The sequence below is a fragment of the Micromonospora zhanjiangensis genome, from assembly GCF_042650605.1.
GTDB classification, from domain to species: domain Bacteria; phylum Actinomycetota; class Actinomycetes; order Mycobacteriales; family Micromonosporaceae; genus Micromonospora_J; species Micromonospora_J zhanjiangensis.
Genome location: NZ_JBHSBN010000003.1, coordinates 229072 through 244596, shown reverse-complemented (window position 1 = coordinate 244596; position 15525 = coordinate 229072). Strand labels below are relative to the sequence as shown.

Annotated in this window: 16 protein-coding genes and 2 pseudogenes; 8 read left to right on the top strand and 10 right to left on the bottom strand. The window is 74.1% G+C overall.

Annotation, left to right across the window (positions count from 1 at the left end; genetic code table 11):
• The first annotated feature begins 114 nt into the window (after positions 1-114).
• From ACFOX0_RS07045 to ACFOX0_RS07035, 3 genes are all read left to right on the top strand, one after another.
• Positions 115-606 (top strand): DUF3145 domain-containing protein, encoded by a 492-nt coding sequence (locus ACFOX0_RS07045; protein WP_377542888.1) that lies wholly within the window; start codon positions 115-117, stop codon positions 604-606.
• Between the two features lie 72 nt (positions 607-678).
• Positions 679-2397 (top strand): glycoside hydrolase family 3 protein, encoded by a 1719-nt coding sequence (locus ACFOX0_RS07040; RefSeq protein WP_377542887.1) that lies wholly within the window; start codon positions 679-681, stop codon positions 2395-2397.
• A 43-nt stretch (positions 2398-2440) separates the two neighbouring features.
• Positions 2441-2659, top strand: a complete 219-nt coding sequence (locus ACFOX0_RS07035; RefSeq protein ID WP_377542886.1) for a hypothetical protein — start codon at positions 2441-2443, stop codon at positions 2657-2659.
• Positions 2660-2819: 160 nt separating this feature from the next.
• On the opposite strand, the gene fabF is transcribed toward ACFOX0_RS07035, so the two are convergent.
• A complete protein-coding gene (gene fabF, locus ACFOX0_RS07030) occupies positions 2820-4046 on the bottom strand; it encodes a beta-ketoacyl-ACP synthase II (RefSeq protein ID WP_377542885.1) in 1227 nt (408 codons plus the stop codon).
• A 108-nt stretch (positions 4047-4154) separates the two neighbouring features.
• Positions 4155-4310, bottom strand: a pseudogene (locus ACFOX0_RS07025) (IS200/IS605 family transposase); the annotation flags it as partial.
• A gap of 53 nt (positions 4311-4363) precedes the next feature.
• Between ACFOX0_RS07025 and ACFOX0_RS07020 the strand changes: the two are divergent.
• Positions 4364-4747, top strand: a complete 384-nt coding sequence (locus ACFOX0_RS07020) for a zinc ribbon domain-containing protein (RefSeq protein WP_377542884.1) — start codon at positions 4364-4366, stop codon at positions 4745-4747.
• A 1-nt stretch (position 4748) separates the two neighbouring features.
• Here the strand turns inward: ACFOX0_RS07020 and ACFOX0_RS07015 are convergent, their stop codons facing one another.
• The 4 genes and pseudogenes from ACFOX0_RS07015 to ACFOX0_RS07000 form a co-directional block, all read right to left on the bottom strand.
• Positions 4749-4988, bottom strand: coding sequence for an acyl carrier protein (locus ACFOX0_RS07015; protein WP_377542883.1), 240 nt, complete (start codon positions 4986-4988; stop codon positions 4749-4751).
• Between the two features lie 152 nt (positions 4989-5140).
• Positions 5141-6085, bottom strand: coding sequence for a beta-ketoacyl-ACP synthase III (locus ACFOX0_RS07010; RefSeq protein WP_377543112.1), 945 nt, complete (start codon positions 6083-6085; stop codon positions 5141-5143).
• Positions 6085-7008: pseudogene (locus ACFOX0_RS07005) on the bottom strand (ACP S-malonyltransferase); the annotation flags it as partial. The pseudogene ACFOX0_RS07005 and the gene ACFOX0_RS07010, both read right to left, overlap by 1 nt.
• A gap of 136 nt (positions 7009-7144) precedes the next feature.
• Positions 7145-8320, bottom strand: coding sequence for a PucR family transcriptional regulator (locus ACFOX0_RS07000; RefSeq protein WP_377543110.1), 1176 nt, complete (start codon positions 8318-8320; stop codon positions 7145-7147).
• 201 nt (positions 8321-8521) lie between these two features.
• Here ACFOX0_RS07000 and ACFOX0_RS06995 point away from each other — a divergent pair, with 201 nt between their 5' ends.
• Positions 8522-9196, top strand: a complete 675-nt coding sequence (locus ACFOX0_RS06995) for a phosphatase PAP2 family protein (RefSeq protein WP_377542882.1) — start codon at positions 8522-8524, stop codon at positions 9194-9196.
• A gap of 67 nt (positions 9197-9263) precedes the next feature.
• On the opposite strand, the gene ACFOX0_RS06990 is transcribed toward ACFOX0_RS06995, so the two are convergent.
• Together ACFOX0_RS06990 and ACFOX0_RS06985 are read right to left on the bottom strand one after the other, a co-directional pair.
• Complete coding sequence (locus ACFOX0_RS06990; protein WP_377542881.1) at positions 9264-9929, bottom strand: response regulator; 666 nt, start codon at positions 9927-9929, stop codon at positions 9264-9266.
• Positions 9926-11197 carry a sensor histidine kinase gene (locus ACFOX0_RS06985; RefSeq protein ID WP_377542879.1) on the bottom strand — a complete coding sequence of 424 codons (1272 nt, stop codon included), beginning with the start codon at positions 11195-11197 and terminating at the stop codon, positions 9926-9928. The genes ACFOX0_RS06990 and ACFOX0_RS06985 overlap by 4 nt, the downstream gene beginning before the upstream one ends.
• A gap of 181 nt (positions 11198-11378) precedes the next feature.
• On the opposite strand from ACFOX0_RS06985, the gene ACFOX0_RS06980 reads away from it, so the two are divergent.
• On the top strand, positions 11379-11948 hold the full coding sequence (locus tag ACFOX0_RS06980) for a hypothetical protein (RefSeq protein ID WP_377542878.1): 570 nt from the start codon (positions 11379-11381) through the stop codon (positions 11946-11948).
• A 184-nt stretch (positions 11949-12132) separates the two neighbouring features.
• Positions 12133-12564, top strand: a complete 432-nt coding sequence (locus tag ACFOX0_RS06975) for a hypothetical protein (protein WP_377542876.1) — start codon at positions 12133-12135, stop codon at positions 12562-12564.
• A gap of 24 nt (positions 12565-12588) precedes the next feature.
• Here ACFOX0_RS06975 and ACFOX0_RS06970 read toward each other — a convergent pair whose 3' ends face one another.
• Positions 12589-13287 (bottom strand): hypothetical protein, encoded by a 699-nt coding sequence (locus ACFOX0_RS06970; RefSeq protein WP_377542875.1) that lies wholly within the window; start codon positions 13285-13287, stop codon positions 12589-12591.
• Positions 13288-13605: 318 nt separating this feature from the next.
• Here ACFOX0_RS06970 and ACFOX0_RS06965 point away from each other — a divergent pair, with 318 nt between their 5' ends.
• A complete protein-coding gene (locus ACFOX0_RS06965) occupies positions 13606-13995 on the top strand; it encodes a copper resistance protein CopC (protein ID WP_377542873.1) in 390 nt (129 codons plus the stop codon).
• Here ACFOX0_RS06965 and ACFOX0_RS06960 read toward each other — a convergent pair.
• Entirely contained in the window at positions 13976-15319 is a 1344-nt protein-coding gene (locus ACFOX0_RS06960; protein WP_377542871.1) for a poly(ethylene terephthalate) hydrolase family protein, read from the bottom strand. The two genes, ACFOX0_RS06965 and ACFOX0_RS06960, sit on opposite strands and share 20 nt — an antisense overlap.
• Between the last annotated feature and the right edge of the window lie 206 nt (positions 15320-15525).

Genomic DNA, 15525 nt, shown 5'->3' with positions numbered 1-15525 from the left:
GAGTTTTCCGAATCCCTGGCGCATCATCGGTCACACCGGCCATCATGTGTAACCAGTGCCGACTGGTGATCGAGGTCGTTGGGGAAGACGCACCTCGCTCTCCGGGAGGTCACCGTGCCAACGCGTGGCGTCGTATACGTCCACTCGACCCCGCTCGCCGTGTGCCCGCACGTCGAGTGGGCGATCGCGCGCGTCCTCACCGCGCCGGTCAACCTGCACTGGACGGCCCAGCCCGTCGATCCCGGCGCCCGCCGGGCCGAGTGCGGGTGGACCGGCCGCCCGGGGACCGGCGCGGAACTGGCTGCTGCCCTCCGGCAGTGGCCCATGATCCGTTTCGAGATCACCGAGGAACCGAGCCCGGGCGTCGACGGGGAGCGGTTCATGTACGTACCGGGGCGCGGCCTGTTCCGGGCCGCCGCCGGCGCGGCCGGCGACATCCAGCTCGGCGAGGACCGGCTGCGAACGATCATGGAGTCCGTCCGGGCCCCCGAGGCCCTGGCCCATGCCCTGGACAAGGCGCTCGGCACCGCCTGGGACGCCGAACTGGAGCCCTACCGCTACGCCGGCGACGGCGCACCGGTGACCCTGCTCACCCGGGTCGGCTGAGCCCCGCTCACCGGCCGGGCGAACCGCCGCCGGACCCCGTCGGGTTGCCGGAGGTCCGGGCAGACTGGTGGGATGGCCGACGTGACGACCTCCCCCCGACGCGGTCGCGTCGTCCCCGCCATCCTGGCCGGGCTGCTGCTCGCCGGTTGCGGCAGCGAGCCGGACCGGCCCGCGGCCACCCCGCCGGCCTCCACACCACCGGCGCCCAGCGGCGCGGCCGGGGCGGACCCGGCGGCCCGGGCGGCGCAGCTGGTGGCCACCCTCGGTGACGAGGACCTGGTCGGCCAGGTGCTGATGCCGTACGCCTACGGCAGCGCGGCGGACAACGTCTCGGCCGGCTCCGCGGCCGGCAACCGCAAGCTCGCCGGGGTGGACACGCCGGCGCAGATGATCGCCAAGTACCGACTGGGCGGTCTGATCCTGGTCGGCTTCTCGGCCGACGACCCGACCGGCGGCAACCAGGCCACCACCAACGTCGACAACCCGACCCAGGTCCGCGACCTCACCACCGGCCTGCAGACCGCCGCCCGGAAGCTGGCCGCCGGGTCGGTGCCGCTGCTGGTCGGCACCGACCAGGAGTACGGCGTGGTGACCCGGATCAAGGACGGGGTGACCCAGCTGCCCAGCGGGATGGCCTTCGGCGCGGCCGGCGACCCGGCGCTGACCGAGAAGGCGTGGCGGGCGGCCGGCTCCGAACTCGCCGCCCTCGGCGTCAACGTCGACTTCGCGCCGGACGCCGACGTGCTGCGCGCGCAGAGCACGGTGATCGGCTCCCGGTCCTACGGCGCCGACCCGAAGAACGTCGCCGCCCAGGTGGGCGGCGCCGTCCGCGGCCTGCAGGGCGCCGGGGTGGCGGCCACCCTCAAGCACTTTCCCGGGCACGGCGACACCGCCGCCGACTCGCACCAGGACCTGCCGGTGCTCAAGCAGAGCCGGGCCACCCTGGACCGCAACGACCTGCCGCCGTTCAAGAGCGGCATCGACGCCGGGGCGTGGCTGGTGATGTCCGGACACCTGGACACCCGGGCGGTGGACGCGGGCACCCCGGCGACGTTCTCGCACAAGGTGATCACCGACGTGCTGCGCAAGCAGCTCGGCTTCTCCGGCGTGGTGGTCACCGACGGGATGAACATGGCACCGGCGCAGAAGTGGCCGGCCGGCGAGGCCGCCGTCCGGGCCCTCAAGGCCGGCAACGACCTGCTGCTCATGCCGCCGAACGTCGGTAAGGCGTACGACGGGCTGCTGGCCGGCCTGCGGGACGGCTCGCTGCCCCGGGACCGGCTGGTCGAGGCGGCCACCCACGTCCTGACCCTGAAGTTCCGGTTGGCCGGTCACCCGGCCCCGGCGATGTCCACGCTGGGCAGCGCGCCGAACAAGGCGGCCGTCCAGCAGGTCTCGGCGGCCGCGGTGACCCAGCTGCGCGGCCCGTGCACCGCGCTGCCCGGCCCGGTCACGGTCACCTCCTCCAACGGCCGGCAGCACACCCGGGACCTGCTCACCAGGGCGCTGCGCGCGGCCGGGGTGCAGGTGGTCGGTTCCGGCGGTCGGGTGGTCCACCTGATCGGGTACGGCGACGGCGCCGGCGACCTGAGCGCCGACGCGGCGGTGACGGTGGCCATGGACACCCCGTACCTGTTGGCGAAGGCGAAGTCGGAGCGGCTGCTCGCGACGTACTCGTCGACCGAGTCCTCGATGGCGGCGCTGGCCGCCGTGCTGGCCGGGAAGGCGAAGCCGACCGGCCGGGCGCCGGTGCCGGTCTCCGGCCTGCCGGCCACCTCCTGCGGCGGCTGAAATCCGGCTGCGTCCCGCCGCGGCCGCTGGCAGTCTTGCCGGTATGGCGGCGGCTTCGGGTTTCAGTTTCCAGGAACGGTCGGACGGGTCGGTGGTGGTCACCCACCGCGGGCGGGTGGCGGCCGTGCTACGTGGTGGTCGGGCGGCCGAGTTCCTCGCCGAGGTGGCGGACGACCCGCAACTGGTGATGGCCCGGTGGACCGGCAACTACCGCCGGGGCAACGAACGCACCGCCCGCCAGCACCCCCGCAACCGGGGCTGAACCGGACGGGTGGGCGACGAGCCGGCGCGGCGGGTGGGCGATACCCGGACCCGGACCCGGAGCGGGACCGGACCCGGAGCGGGACCGGACCCGGAGCGGGACCGGCGGGTGCCGGCGCCGCATGGTCCGGAGAGCGTCCCGAGGCCGGGCGGACCGCCGCTCAGGGGCGGGTGAAGACCAGCGCCACGTTGTGCCCGCCGAAGCCGAACGCGTTGTTCAGCGCCGCCGGTACCTCCAGGTGGCGGGCCTTGTGCGCGGCCACGTCCAGGTCCAGCGCCGGGTCCGGGTCCTCCAGGTTGATGGTGGGCGGCACGACGCCGTCCCGGATGGCCAGGATGGTGGCGATCGACTCCACCGCGCCGGCCGCGCCGAGCAGGTGTCCGGTCATCGACTTGGTGGCGGTCAGCAGCGGGTGGTCGCCGACCGCGGCCCGCAGCGCGCCGATCTCCAGCATGTCGCCCACCGGGGTGGACGTGGCGTGCGCGTTGACGTGGACGATGTCGCGGCCGGACACCCCCGCGTCGGCCAGGGCCCGGCGGATCGCCCGGATCGCCCCCTCGCCCTCGGCGTGCGGCTGCACGATGTCGTACGCGTCCGAGGTGATTCCGGCGCCGGCCAGCCGGGCGTACACCCGGGCGCCGCGAGCGGCGGCGTGCTCGGCGGTCTCCAGTACGACGACGCCGGCGCCCTCGCCGAGGACGAAGCCGTCCCGGCCGGCGTCCCACGGGCGGGAGGCCCGTTCCGGCTCGTCGTTGCGGGTCGACATGGCCCGCATCGAGGCGAAGCCGGCGATCGGCAGCGGGTGGATGACCGCCTCGGTGCCGCCGGCCACCACCACGTCGGCGCGGCCGGAGCGGATGATGTCCAGCCCCAGCGCGATCGCCTCCGCACCGGTCGCGCAGGCGCTGGCCATCGAGTGCACGCCGGCCTTGGCGCCCACCTCCAGGCCGACCCAGGCGGCCGGCCCGTTGGGCATCAACATCGGTACGGTGTGCGGCGACACCCGGCGTGGCCCGGAGGCCTCCAGGATGTCGTCCTGGGCGAGCAGGGTCTGCGCCCCGCCGATGCCGGAGCCCAGGCTGACCGCCAGCCGTTCCGGGTCCAGGTCGGTGCCGGCCAGTCCGGCGTCCGCCCAGGCCTCCTTGGTGGCGACCAGGGCGATCGCCTCGGAGCGGTCCAGCCGGCGCAGCTTGACCCGGTCGATCACCTCGCTGGGCTCGACGGCCAGGCTGGCGGCGATCCGGACCGGCAGCTGCGCGGCCCACTCCTGGGTGAGCGGACCCACCCCGGAGCGGCCGGCGAGCATGGCGTCCCAGGTCGACGCGACGTCCCCGCCGAGCGGGGTCGTCGCGCCGAGCCCGGTGACGACGACCTCGGTACGACTCATCAGATTCCTTCCATGGAAACCCTCGGCTTCAGCCGCGGGGAGGAAACGGGACTCCTGCGCTGTGGGTCAGGGTCTGCCCATCTGTCGTCAGGGTGGAGGGGCGGGTGGTCAGGCGTTGCGTTGGTTCTCGACATACTCGTTGATCGCTTCGAGGGTCGTGCCGCCGACGGTGGCGACGAAGTAGGAGTTGGTCCACAGGGTCGGTATTCGAGACTTGAGATGCGGGAATTCCTGGCGCAGCAGACGTGAAGAGCGGCCTTTGATCTGCGCTGATCGCGGTCGAGGACTTCAAACCGAGGTTTCTGGCCAAAACCCGGATGGCCCGCAAGGCGGCCGACGCGGCGATCGGCGTGTGCAAACGAGAACTGATCGACAGGGGTACGCGGGCGGGCCGGAAGGTGGTGCTGGTGCCGCCCGCTTACACCACGATGACCTGCGCCGAGTGCGGTACGAGAACCAAGGAACGCCTCGGGCTGGGTCTGCGCGTCTTCGACTGCGCGGCCTGCGGCTACACCGCAGGCCGCGACGTCAACGCCGCGAGGACGATCCTCGTCACGGCTGAACGCGACCGTGCCAGTGCCGACGACGTCAGACATGCGATCGCCTCCTTCCGGGACGGTGGGTCGGATGCGGTCCGAGCTGGGAATCCCGGCATCGCCGGGAGGGAAAGTCCCTCGGAAACATCCGTGGGGACCCGTTAAGTCAGGCCTGGGCCTCGATGTAGCTGACGGCGTCGCCGACCGTCTTGAGGTTCTGCACCTCGTTGTCCGGGATCTTCACGCCGAACTTCTCCTCGGCGGCGACGACGACCTCGACCATGGACAGCGAGTCGACGTCGAGATCGTCGGTGAACGACTTGTCGACGGCCACGTCGCCCGGGTTCACGCCGGCGACTTCCTCGAGAATCTCGGCCAGGCCGGCGGTGATCTCGTCACGGGTCATGGGAATTGGTTCCTCTCCCTGAATACGGTGGTTTCCCCGAGTGGGATCTGTGGGGGTTCGGGCGGGATGGCCCATTGCAGCCCGAGCGGGTGAAGCCGGGCTGAACTCGTGGCCACCGGTTCGCGACGGCGGACCGGCGGGCAGGGTCGGGTTCAGGGGCAGCGGACGACCTGACCCGCGTAGGTCAGGCCACCGCCGAAGCCGAACAGCAGCACCGGCGCGCCCGAGGGCACCTCCCGACGCTCGACCAGCTTGGACAGGGCCAGCGGCACGCTCGCCGCGGAGGTGTTGCCGGATTCGACGATGTCCTTGGCGATGACCGCCTGCGGGATGTCCAGCCGCTTGACGATGCCGTCGATGATCCGGGCGTTGGCCTGGTGCGGCACGAACGCCGCCAGTTCCCGCGGGCTGACACCGGCCCGCTCGCAGGCCTGCCGGGCCAGCGGCGCGAGGGCGGTGGTGGCCCAGCGGAACACCGACTGGCCCTCCTGCTCGATGTACGGGCGCCAGCCCTCGATGCGTACCGCGTCGCTCTTCTCCGGGGCCGAGCCCCAGACCACCGGGCCGACGCCGGACTCCTCGCCCGGGCCGGTGGCGGTGACCACCGCGGCGCCGGCGGCGTCGCCGAAGATGATGCAGGTCGACCGGTCGGTCCAGTCGGTGAAGTCGGACAGCTTCTCCGCCCCGATCACGATCGCGTTGCGGGCCGCCCCCGCGCTCAGCGCGTGGTCGACGGTGCCCAGCGCGTAGGAGAAGCCCGAGCAGGCGGTGTTGATGTCGAAGGCGCCCGGCGCGGTGATGCCCAGCTTGGCGGCGACCCGGCAGGCCACGTTCGGGCTGCGGTCCACCGACGTGCAGGTGGCCACCACGACCAGGTCGATGTCGGCGGCGCTCAGGCCCGAGTTGGCCAGCGCCTTGCCGGCGGCGGCCGTCGCCATGTCGGCCACCGTCTCGGTGTCGGCGATCCGGCGGGTGACGATGCCGACGCGGTCCCGGATCCACTCGTCGTTGGTGTCCACGATCTGGGCCAACTCGTCGTTGGTGACCACCCGGGACGGCTGGTAGTGGCCCATGGCGATGATGCGCGAACCCATCAGGCGTGTCCTCCGGTGCGGGCGATCAGGTCCCGGGCGGCCGGCAGGTCGTCGGGGGTGTTCAGGGTGACGATCTCGGGTCCGCCGGTCGCCCGCAGTTCCCGCTTGACCAGCCCGGCGAGCGTGCCGGCCGGCGGGAGTTCGATCACGCCGGTGACGCCGACCTCGGCCAGGGTACGCATGCACAGATCCCAGCGGACCGGCGCGGTGACCTGGCGGACCAGTCGCCGGAGCAGTTCCCGGCCGTCGTCGACCGCGGTGCCGTCGAGGTTGGACAGCAGCAGCCGGGCCGGATCGGCGGGTGTGATGTCGGCGGCCACCGCGCCGAGCGCCGCCTCGGCCGGCGCCATGTACGGGGTGTGGAACGCGCCGGCGACCTGCAACGTGATGACCCGGGCCCGGGTCGGCGGCTGCGCGGCGAACTTCTCCAGCCGGTCGACCGCCCCGGCCACGACAACCTGTCCGGCGCCGTTACGGTTGGCGGCGTGCAGGCCGGCCGCCTCGATGGCGGTGAGCACCTCGTCCGGGTCGCCGCCGAGCACGGCGGCCATCCCGGTCGGTTCCAACGCGCAGGCGGCGGCCATCTCCCGGCCCCGGGCGCCGGCCAGCGTGATCGCCGCCTCGGCGGACAGCACGCCGGCCAGGGCGGCGGCGCCCAGTTCGCCCACGCTGTGCCCGGCGGTCAGTCCGACCTCGGACATGGGCAGCTGCTCGGCGGCCAGCAGCGCGGCGGCGACCAGCAGCGGCTGGGTCCGCGCGGTGTCCTTGATCTCGTCGGCGTCGGCCCGGGTGCCCAGGTGGACCAGGTCGACCCCGGCCAGCGTCGACCACTCGGCCAGGCGGTCCCGGGCTCCGGGCAGGTCGAGCCAGGGGGCGAGGAAGCCGGGCTTCTGTGAACCCTGGCCGGGGGAGAGTACGGCGAGCACGTCTACGACTCTCCCGGATACTTGGCGGTCAGTTGGGTGCCGGCAGTCACCAAACCGTACTACGAGCTTTGTAGAGTTCCGACAAATATCGGCAATGATCATGAGTGTTATGGGCGATTACGTGGGCATTCATGCTTCACGTCTGATTCGGGATTCCCAGGGCTGCCGGGTCCAACCGGCCCACCGTGAGGGCCACCCGCAGGGCGAACGCGTCCCGGGGCGCCAGCGGCGCGAAGCCGGTCACCTCGGCGATCCGGCGCAGCCGGTAGCGCACGGTGTTGGGGTGCACGTACAGCGCCCGGGCGGCGCTCTCCAGCACCCCGCCGGCGGCGAAGAACGCGTCCAGCGTCTCCAGCAGCTCACCACCGGCCCGTACCAGCACCCCGTAGACGTCCTGCCGCAGGTCGCGGCGGGCCTCCGAGTCGCCGGCCAACGCGCGCTCGGGCAGCAGGTCCGCGGCCGCGACCGGGCGCGGCGCGGTCGGCCAGGCCGGCGCGGCCCGGAACCCGGCCAGCGCCGCCCGGGCCGAGTCGGTCGCCGTGTCCAGGCTGGGCACCGCCGGACCGACCACCACCGGTCCGTCACCGAAGCCGGCCAGCAGCCGCTCGGTGGCGGCCAACGGATTGGCCACCCCGCCGAGCACGAGAACGAGCCGGTCGCCGTGCACCCCACCGATGATCTCGACGTCGATCCGCCGGGCGATCCGGTAGACGGTGTGCAGCACGGCGGTGACATCGCCGCCCGGTGACCGGCCGACCGCCACCGCCACCGGCGGGGCGTCCGACCAGCCCAGCGCCGCCGCCCGGCTGGCCAGCACGTCCGACGAGTCGCCGCGCAGCAGCGCGTCCACCAGCAGCGCCTGCAACCGGGCGTCCCAGGCGCCGCGCGACTCGGCGGCCCGGGCGTACACCCGGGCCGCCGCGAAGGCGATCTCCCGGGAGAACCGGAGCACCACCTCGCGCAGCAGTACCTCCTCGCCCACGGCGGCCAGATGCGGGACCTGCTCCTCGACCACGTCGATGGTGACCTTGATCAGCGCGACCGTCTGCTGGAGGCTGATCGACCGGGCCAGGGCGCGCGGGGCGGCCGCGAACACCTCGTCGGAGACCTCCTGCGGGCTGTCCGCCACACCGCCGCCCTGCCGCAGCCACTCCACCAACGACCGGACGCCGGCCTGGGCGACCAGCATCACCCAGGACCGCTGGTCGGCCGGCAGGCCGCGGAACCAGGGCAGCGCGTCGTCCATCCGGGCCAGGCTGGCGCTGGCCAGCGAGCCGGCCGCGCGCTCGATCCGGCGTACCGTCTCGGTCAGGTCGCCGCCGGCGGGGCCGGCCGCACGGTCGCCCGCCGGGCCGGGCCCGGCCGACCGGGACCGGCCGGTCCCGGCGCCCCGGGACCGGGATCCGGCGCCGCCGGCCTGCGCGTTCGCGGCTCCGGAACGGTCAGTCACCGGTCCAGCCTGCCACGCCGGACGCGGGCCCGCCCGGGCGCGTCCGCGTGCGACCATGCGGACATGATCACCCGTACGCCGCTGGCGGTCCCGCTGGTCGCGCTGGCCGGTCTCCTGGCACTGCTCGCCCTCACCATGGTCGGCTGGGCGCCGCTGGCCGGCCTCGACGCCGCGGTCAGTGCCGCCTTCCGCGGGTACGGCACGGACCGGCCCGGCCTGATCGCCGTGCTCCGGATCGCCACCGACGTGGCCGCGACCGGCCCGTTCCTGGCCGCCGGCCTGCTGGCCACGCTGGTCCTGGCGGCCGCCCGGCGGCGCCGGCCGGCGGTGTTCTGCGCCGTGGTGACGGTGCTGGTCCCGGTCACCTGGAGCCTGCTGCACCTGCTGCTGCACCATCCCCGACCGGTCGACGGGTTCGTCGTGGCGACCAGCAACGGGTTCCCCAGCGGGCACACCAGCAACGCCGCCGCCGCGGCCCTGGCGGCGGTCCTGCTGCTGTGGCACCGGCTGGGCCGGCCGGCACGGGTCGCGCTGGCCGTCCTGGCCGCCGCGTTCGCGGTCCTGATCGGACTGACCCGGGTGGCGCTGCTGGCGCACTGGCCGGTCGACGTGCTCGGCGGGTGGTTGCTGGCCCTGACGCTGGTGCCGTTGGCCGCCCGACTGGCCGGCTCCGACCGGGTGGCTGCCGACCGGACCGGTGCCGGACCGACCGCCCGCGGGCCGGTCCCGGCCGGGTGAGTGCCAGGGCCGGCCGCCGCGGGTCCACTCCGCAGGGGTGAGCTCGGGCCCGGTTCCCGGGGGCGGCTCAGTCGCCGGGTGCGGGCAGGCCCAACTCCTGGGCCAGGATGGCGGCCTGCACCCGGCTGCGCAGGCCGAGCTTGGTGAGGATCCGGCTGACATGGGTCTTGGTGGTGCTCTCGGCCATCGCCAGCCGGTCGGCGACCTGCTGGTTGGACAGGCCCAGGCCCAGGCAGGCCAGCACGTCGCGTTCGCGCGGGGTCAACCCGGCCACGGCGGCCCGGGTGCTCGCCGGCGCGGCGGGCGTGGTGGCCGCGAACGCCTGGATCAACCGGCGGGTCACCGCCGGCGCGATCACCCCCTCGCCCCGGGCGACCGTGCGGACCGCGTCCACCAGACCGGCCGCGTCGGTGTCCTTGAGCAGGAAACCGGCGGCACCGGCCCGCAGCGCGCCGAAGACGTACTCGTCGAGATCGAAGGTGGTCAGGACCAGCACGTCGGCCAGGGCCTCGGCGGCGATCTCCCGGGTCGCCGAGATGCCGTCCAGCCGGGGCATCCGGATGTCGAGCACGGCCACCCGCGGGCGCAGCTCGCGGCACAGCCGGACGGCCTCCTCGCCGTCGGCGGCCTGGCCGACCACCTCGATGTCCGGCGCGCTGGCCAGGATCAGCGCCAGGCCGGCCCGGACGGCCTCCTGATCGTCGGCGAGCAGCACCGTGATCCGGTCGGTCATTCCCGCGTCTCCCCGGTCGGTAGTTCGGCGTGCACCCGCCAGCGGTCCCCGTGCCGGCCGGCGTCGAACCGGCCGTGCAGCAACGCGGCCCGCTCCCGCATGCCGATCAGCCCGGCGCCGGCACCGGGCAGCGTCGCGCCCACCGGGCCGTCGGTGGGCAGCGGGTTCTCCACGGTCACCGTCACCTCGTCCGGCCGGTAGCCGACCGTCACGGTCGTCTCCCCGCAGCCGTGCTTGAGCGCGTTGGTCAACGCCTCCTGAACGATCCGGTAGGCGGCCAGGTCGACGCTGATCGGCAACGGACGGGCCGCGCCGACGGTGTCCAGCCGTACCGTCAGGCCGGCGTCGCCGACCCACCGGACCAGCCGGTCCACCTCGGCCAGCCGGACCCGGGTGGGCGGATCGGCCGCCCCCGGTCCACCCACCGGTACGCCACCCACCGGACCGTCGTCGCTCGGCCGGTCCTCGCCCGGACCGTCGTCGGCCGGGCCCATCGGGTCCGCCGGCTCCCGGAGCAGCCCGATCATCTGTCGCATCTCGGCCAGCCCGCGGACGCTGTTCTCCCGGATCACCCGCAGCGCCTGGTCCAACTGCGCGCGGTCGAGGTCACGGACGGAGAGCGCGGCGGTGGCGTGGATGGCCACCGCGCTGAGCTGGTTGGCGATCACGTCGTGCAGTTCCCGGGCCATCCGGTGCCGTTCGGCCAGCACCGCCTGGCGCCGGTCGAGCTCCGCCAGCCGGGCGGTCTGCTCGGCGCGGGCCCGGGCCTCCGCCGCCTGGTCCCGGTACTGCCGGACGCTGATCCCGGTCACCACCGGCAGGACCGCGACCAGGATCACCAGTACGCCCAGCGCGACGCCCTGCCAGGAGCGGGCGACCAGCACCCCGGCCACCGCGCCGAGCACGGTCAGCGCCACCGCGATCCGCAGCAGCCACCGCCACAGCCGGGGCGGACCGTAGACGCACGCGTCGTACAGCACCTGGGTGTACACCAGGCTGGTGGCCAGCGAACCGCCCGCCACCAGGTCGGCGACGAGCGCGGCGGTCCCCACCGCCAGGCTCGTCCGCGGCGCGAACCGGCGCAGGGCCACCGCGACGCAGGCCGTGAACAGGAACACCGCGAACACCGTCGGCGGGGTGTGCCCACCGGTGGGCAACACCCGCACGTTGCCCATCCCGATCAGCACCAGCCCCACCGCGAACGACGCGCCGGCCAGCGCCAGGTCCAGCCGCAGGTGGCGCCGTCGGCCGGCGAACCAGGAGGTCACCGTCCGATCCCACCACACGCCCGACCCGCCGGTCTCCACCCGCCCGACGAGACGGGACCGGCCCGGGTACGCCGAAAGTCGTACTCTCCATCGTTCGACGGACCCGGATCTCGTCGTGCGCGTCGAGGCCGACGCCGGTGCGGGGCGACAGGCTGGAACGGACGAAGTGGAGGTCCGTCTCATGGTCCTGGCGGTGATCGCCGCGTGCGAGATCGGTTTCTGGGTGCTGCTCGGCGCCGGCCTGCTGGCCCGGTACCTGCTGCGCCGGCGCCGGCTGGGTGCCGTCCTGCTGGTCTGCGTGCCGCTGGTGGACGTGGTGCTGCTGATCGCCACCACGGTCGACCTGAGCCGGGGCGCCACGGCGAACGTCACGCACGGCCTGGCCGCCGCGTACCTCGGGTTCTCCGTCGCCTTCGGGCACACCATGATCCGCTGGGCCGACCAGCGGTTCGCCCACTGGTTCGGCGGCGGACCGCCGCCGTGGAAGCCGCCGAAGAACGGCTGGGGCCGGGCCCGGTACGAGTGGCGGGAGTGGGGCAAGGCCGTGCTCGCCGCCGCCATCGCCTGCGCGCTGCTCGGCACCGCCATCCTGTTGGTCGGCGATGCCGAGCGGACCGGCGAACTGGTGCGGTGGATGATGCGGCTCGGTGCCGTGGTCGTCATCTGGTTCGTCGTCGCCCCGCTCTGGGCCACGATCGGGGCGGTCCTCCGGTCGGCCGTACCGGGTCAACCGGGCCGCCCGGGACGGTGACCGGCGGTGCGCTTGCCGCCCACGGCCCGGTCGGCCAGGTGATCTCCGCCGACGGCGCCGTCCGGTCCGTCGGTGCCGGCCAGTACGGTGAGGACCCGAAAGGTTCGCCCGGGCAACGAGCCCCGGTGGGCCGGTCGGAGCGGAGCACGCCCGCGCGGCGGCGGTGGAGCCTGAGGAGGTCGGGATGGTGCACGGCGAGGCCGAGCGCGGCTGTGCCGACGGCGACCAGCCCTGTCTGCTGGGCGATCAGCAGCCGGCGCCGGCCCGGCCGGGGCTGCAGCTGCGCTGGATCGGGGAGCTCCGTCCGCACCCGACGACCCACCCGGGGTCCGCGCCGTCGGGCACCGCCGTCGAGCCACCGGTCGGCACGGCGTCGCCCGCCGCCGGTCGTCCGGCCGAGCCGGAGCCCGGCACCGAGTACGCCACCGCGCGGGTGCCTCGTCCGCGTCCCGCCGACCCGGTCGAGGACGAGCCGCGCCGCCGCGCCGAACCCGGACCTGACCCGGTCGGCTGCCGTCCGGACCGTCCTGGTTGGGCCGGCGCGCACCGGCACGGCGCGGTCCGCCCGGCGTCGCGTACCGCCCGACGGGAGCGCCCGCCACGCCGGTGGTGCTGAACCCGGATCACCTCCGGTGCGGGCTCACCCGCTGCGGCGGCGGATCAGCAGCGCGATGGCTGCCAGGCCGGCCGTGATGGCGATGACCACCCCGGCGTTGAGCAGCAGCACCCGTTGCAGGTCACCGAGGACTCGGTCGACGTCCTTGCCCGGATCGAGCGTCTCGGCCCGCTCGACCGCGACCCCACCGCCGATACCGCCGGTGACCGTGCCGGGCCGTTCGGCCAGCGGCACCCCGGCGGCGCGCAGCGTCTCCGGCATGTTGAGCCGGCCGTAGAACCAGGCGGCCGTGCCGGTGCGGCCCGGCTGCTTGGCCGGGCGGCAGGCGCGCGGTCCGCCCTTGGCGAACGGGTAGAGGTCGTAGGTCTGCGTGGCGACGTCCCCGGAGAACACCAGCACCGTGTACTTGACGCCGAGGTCCTCGGCGGACAGCGCCCGCGCCTGACCGGCCCCGCCCATCCAGCTCACCTGGTCGAACACCGCGTCGTACAGCGTCTCGTCGGTCTCGGCGCGGATGACCAGCGGCTCGCCCATCTGCTCACCGCTGATCCGTACGGACAGCGGCGCCTTCGGCCCGGGCTTGGGCGCCGTCGCGGTGGTGCCGGTGACCGCGGCCCGTGGCGCGGCAGCGGCCGCCGCCCCGGCCACGGTGGCGCCGGTGAGCGCGACGGCGGAACAGGCCGCCGCCAGCAGGATGATCAGCCGCCTGGACGTCCGGTTCATTGAGCCTCTTTCAACCTCTCCTTGCGGGCCGTCGGCGGCGGCGGCCGAGGACGGCGCGTGTGCACCGCGCGGTTCAGGTTGAAAAAGGTTCATTGCCGCCCTCCTCGCCCCCGTGGACCGCTGGACCGCCGGCCGGTCCGCTGTCCCCGAACGGCTGCCGCGCCCGTGACGTGGTGTATCGCGGGGTGTGCGGACGCTCCCCTGAAAGACTCCGGAGTAGGCCGTTCGGTTGCACCTTCCGGTGCGGTGTTTTGGAACTATCTGCGATCTCTGGCCGACTAGCCGGCAGAAGGTGATCGGTGGGCGAATCGTATCGGCATGGAGGCGTCCGTGGGGGGCGGGGTTCGACGATCCGCGGTGCGGCTGCCGACCGTCGTCACAGGGCTGCTGTGCGCACTGCTGCCGGCCGGTCCGGCGGCCGCACACAACTCGCTGACCAGCAGCGATCCGGCCAACCGGGCGCGGCTGGCGAAGGCGCCGGCGCGGCTGCGGCCGGCCTTCGCAGCGAAGCTCGACCCGGCTGCGACGAAGATCACGATAACCGGCCCGGACAGGCGGCGTCCTGCTGCTCGCCGCCGCCACCGCGGCCGTCGTGCTGGCCCGCCGCCGTCCGAGCTAGGACCCGCGTCGAGGACTCCGCCGGCCGGCCACCCGGTTGTCCGGGCGGCCGGGCCGGCGGCGCGCATCGTCACGGGCTGGTGCAGGTGATCACCGGGCTGGTGGCCGTGCCGGAGCCGAGGAAGCCGAACGTGGCCGAACCACCCGCCGGCAGGGACCCGTTGTACGACACGTTCCGCACCGAGACGGACGAGCCGCTCGTGGTCAGGGTGCCGTTCCACACCTGGCTGATGCTCTGGCCGCCGGCGAGGGTCCACCGGACGGTCCAACCGTTGATCGCCGCGTTGCCGGCGGTCACCGTGACCTCGCCCTGGAAGCCGCCCGGCCACGTGCTGGTGGTGCGGTAGGTCGCGGCGCAGGCCCCGGCCGGCGGCGGGCTGGACGGCGGCGGCGTGGACGGCGGTGGGCTGGACGGCGGCGGGCTCGACGGGTCGCCCGGGGACGAGGTCGTCGGCGTCGGGGTCGGCAGGCCCGGCGGTACCAGCGGGCAGGTGTTGCGGTACATGGAGATGTTGCTCGGGTCCGCCAGCGGGCAGAGGAACTGCGCGTACCGGGTGTCGTTGTCGAGGAAGATCTTCAACCAGGGGATCAGGGTGCGCATCTCGGTCGGGTTCGACCTGGTGAACGACAGGTGGTCGTTGCCGGTGATCTCCACCCAGGCGTTCTCCGTGCTGGCCGGCAGGGTGGTGTAGAGCCCCTGGAGGTAGGACCGGGTGACGGTGGTGTCCCGTTCACCGGAGATGAACATCGTCGGCACCCGGTCGTCGGCCAGGTTGATGCCGCCGCCGGGCGCGCCGGGCGCGAGGCCGACCACGGACCGCAGTGACGGCCGCCGCAGCGCCGCGCTGAGCGCGCCGGCGCCACCGGCGGAGTGGCCGATGACGCCCAACCGGTTGGGGTCGACCCGGGTACGCACCGGACTGGACCGGGTCAGGTAGTCGAGGGCGGCCAGCAGTTGGGTACCGCGCGGCTCCGCGCCGTCGGTGCGGCTGTTGGTCTCGATGCCGAGCACGACGAACCCGAAGGACGCCAGCCACGGCCCCATCCAGGCCTCTTCGTTGGCGAACAGCGCGCTGTAGCCGGGCACGATCGCCACCGCGCCCCACGTCCCGAGGCTGGTGTCGGTGGGGTAGTAGAGGTAGCCCCCGTTGAAGCCGTTGCCGGCCGGCACCGTGGTCTGGGTGGTGGCGAACGGCCCGCGGGTCGCCGCGACGCTGGCCAGGGTCGGATCCGGTCCCCGCTGGTACGGGTTGTCGGCGGCCGACGCCGCGGAGACCGCGACCGTGGCGGTGAGCATGCCGACCGCGACGGCGGCGGCCAGGATCCGCCCGATCCGGCGGCGGGGACCGCCCGGCGGTGTCCGCCCGGTGGCGGCGTCATCCGGTGGCGGGGACGAGGTGGCTTCCGATCGCACGGCCGTTTCTCCTGACTGTCGCGGTGGCGGCTGGGACACGCCGCGGTGGCAGGTCGGCGACACCGGGTGCGTCCGTCTCAGCCGGTAACAATCTGTTAACGCTAACATAGGGAAACGTCAATAGCATCCGCCGATCCGGAGGACGTCGGCCCGGCGGTACGGGTCGACGCCCCTCCGGACCACGGACGGCGCTTTCGGCTGGTGCG

Excerpts from the sequence above, each read along its gene's own strand:
- ACFOX0_RS07040 (WP_377542887.1), top strand. The coding sequence starts at position 679 with ATGGCCGACGTGACGACCTCCCCCCGACGCGGTCGCGTCGTCCCCGCC.
- ACFOX0_RS07035 (WP_377542886.1), top strand. The coding sequence starts at position 2,441 with ATGGCGGCGGCTTCGGGTTTCAGTTTCCAGGAACGGTCGGACGGGTCG.
- fabF (WP_377542885.1), bottom strand. The coding sequence starts at position 4,046 with ATGAGTCGTACCGAGGTCGTCGTCACCGGGCTCGGCGCGACGACCCCG.
- ACFOX0_RS07020 (WP_377542884.1), top strand. The coding sequence starts at position 4,364 with ATGGCCCGCAAGGCGGCCGACGCGGCGATCGGCGTGTGCAAACGAGAA.
- ACFOX0_RS07015 (WP_377542883.1), bottom strand. The coding sequence starts at position 4,988 with ATGACCCGTGACGAGATCACCGCCGGCCTGGCCGAGATTCTCGAGGAA.
- ACFOX0_RS06995 (WP_377542882.1), top strand. The coding sequence starts at position 8,522 with ATGATCACCCGTACGCCGCTGGCGGTCCCGCTGGTCGCGCTGGCCGGT.
- ACFOX0_RS06990 (WP_377542881.1), bottom strand. The coding sequence starts at position 9,929 with ATGACCGACCGGATCACGGTGCTGCTCGCCGACGATCAGGAGGCCGTC.
- ACFOX0_RS06980 (WP_377542878.1), top strand. The coding sequence starts at position 11,379 with ATGGTCCTGGCGGTGATCGCCGCGTGCGAGATCGGTTTCTGGGTGCTG.
- ACFOX0_RS06975 (WP_377542876.1), top strand. The coding sequence starts at position 12,133 with ATGGTGCACGGCGAGGCCGAGCGCGGCTGTGCCGACGGCGACCAGCCC.
- ACFOX0_RS06970 (WP_377542875.1), bottom strand. The coding sequence starts at position 13,287 with ATGAACCGGACGTCCAGGCGGCTGATCATCCTGCTGGCGGCGGCCTGT.
- ACFOX0_RS06965 (WP_377542873.1), top strand. The coding sequence starts at position 13,606 with ATGGAGGCGTCCGTGGGGGGCGGGGTTCGACGATCCGCGGTGCGGCTG.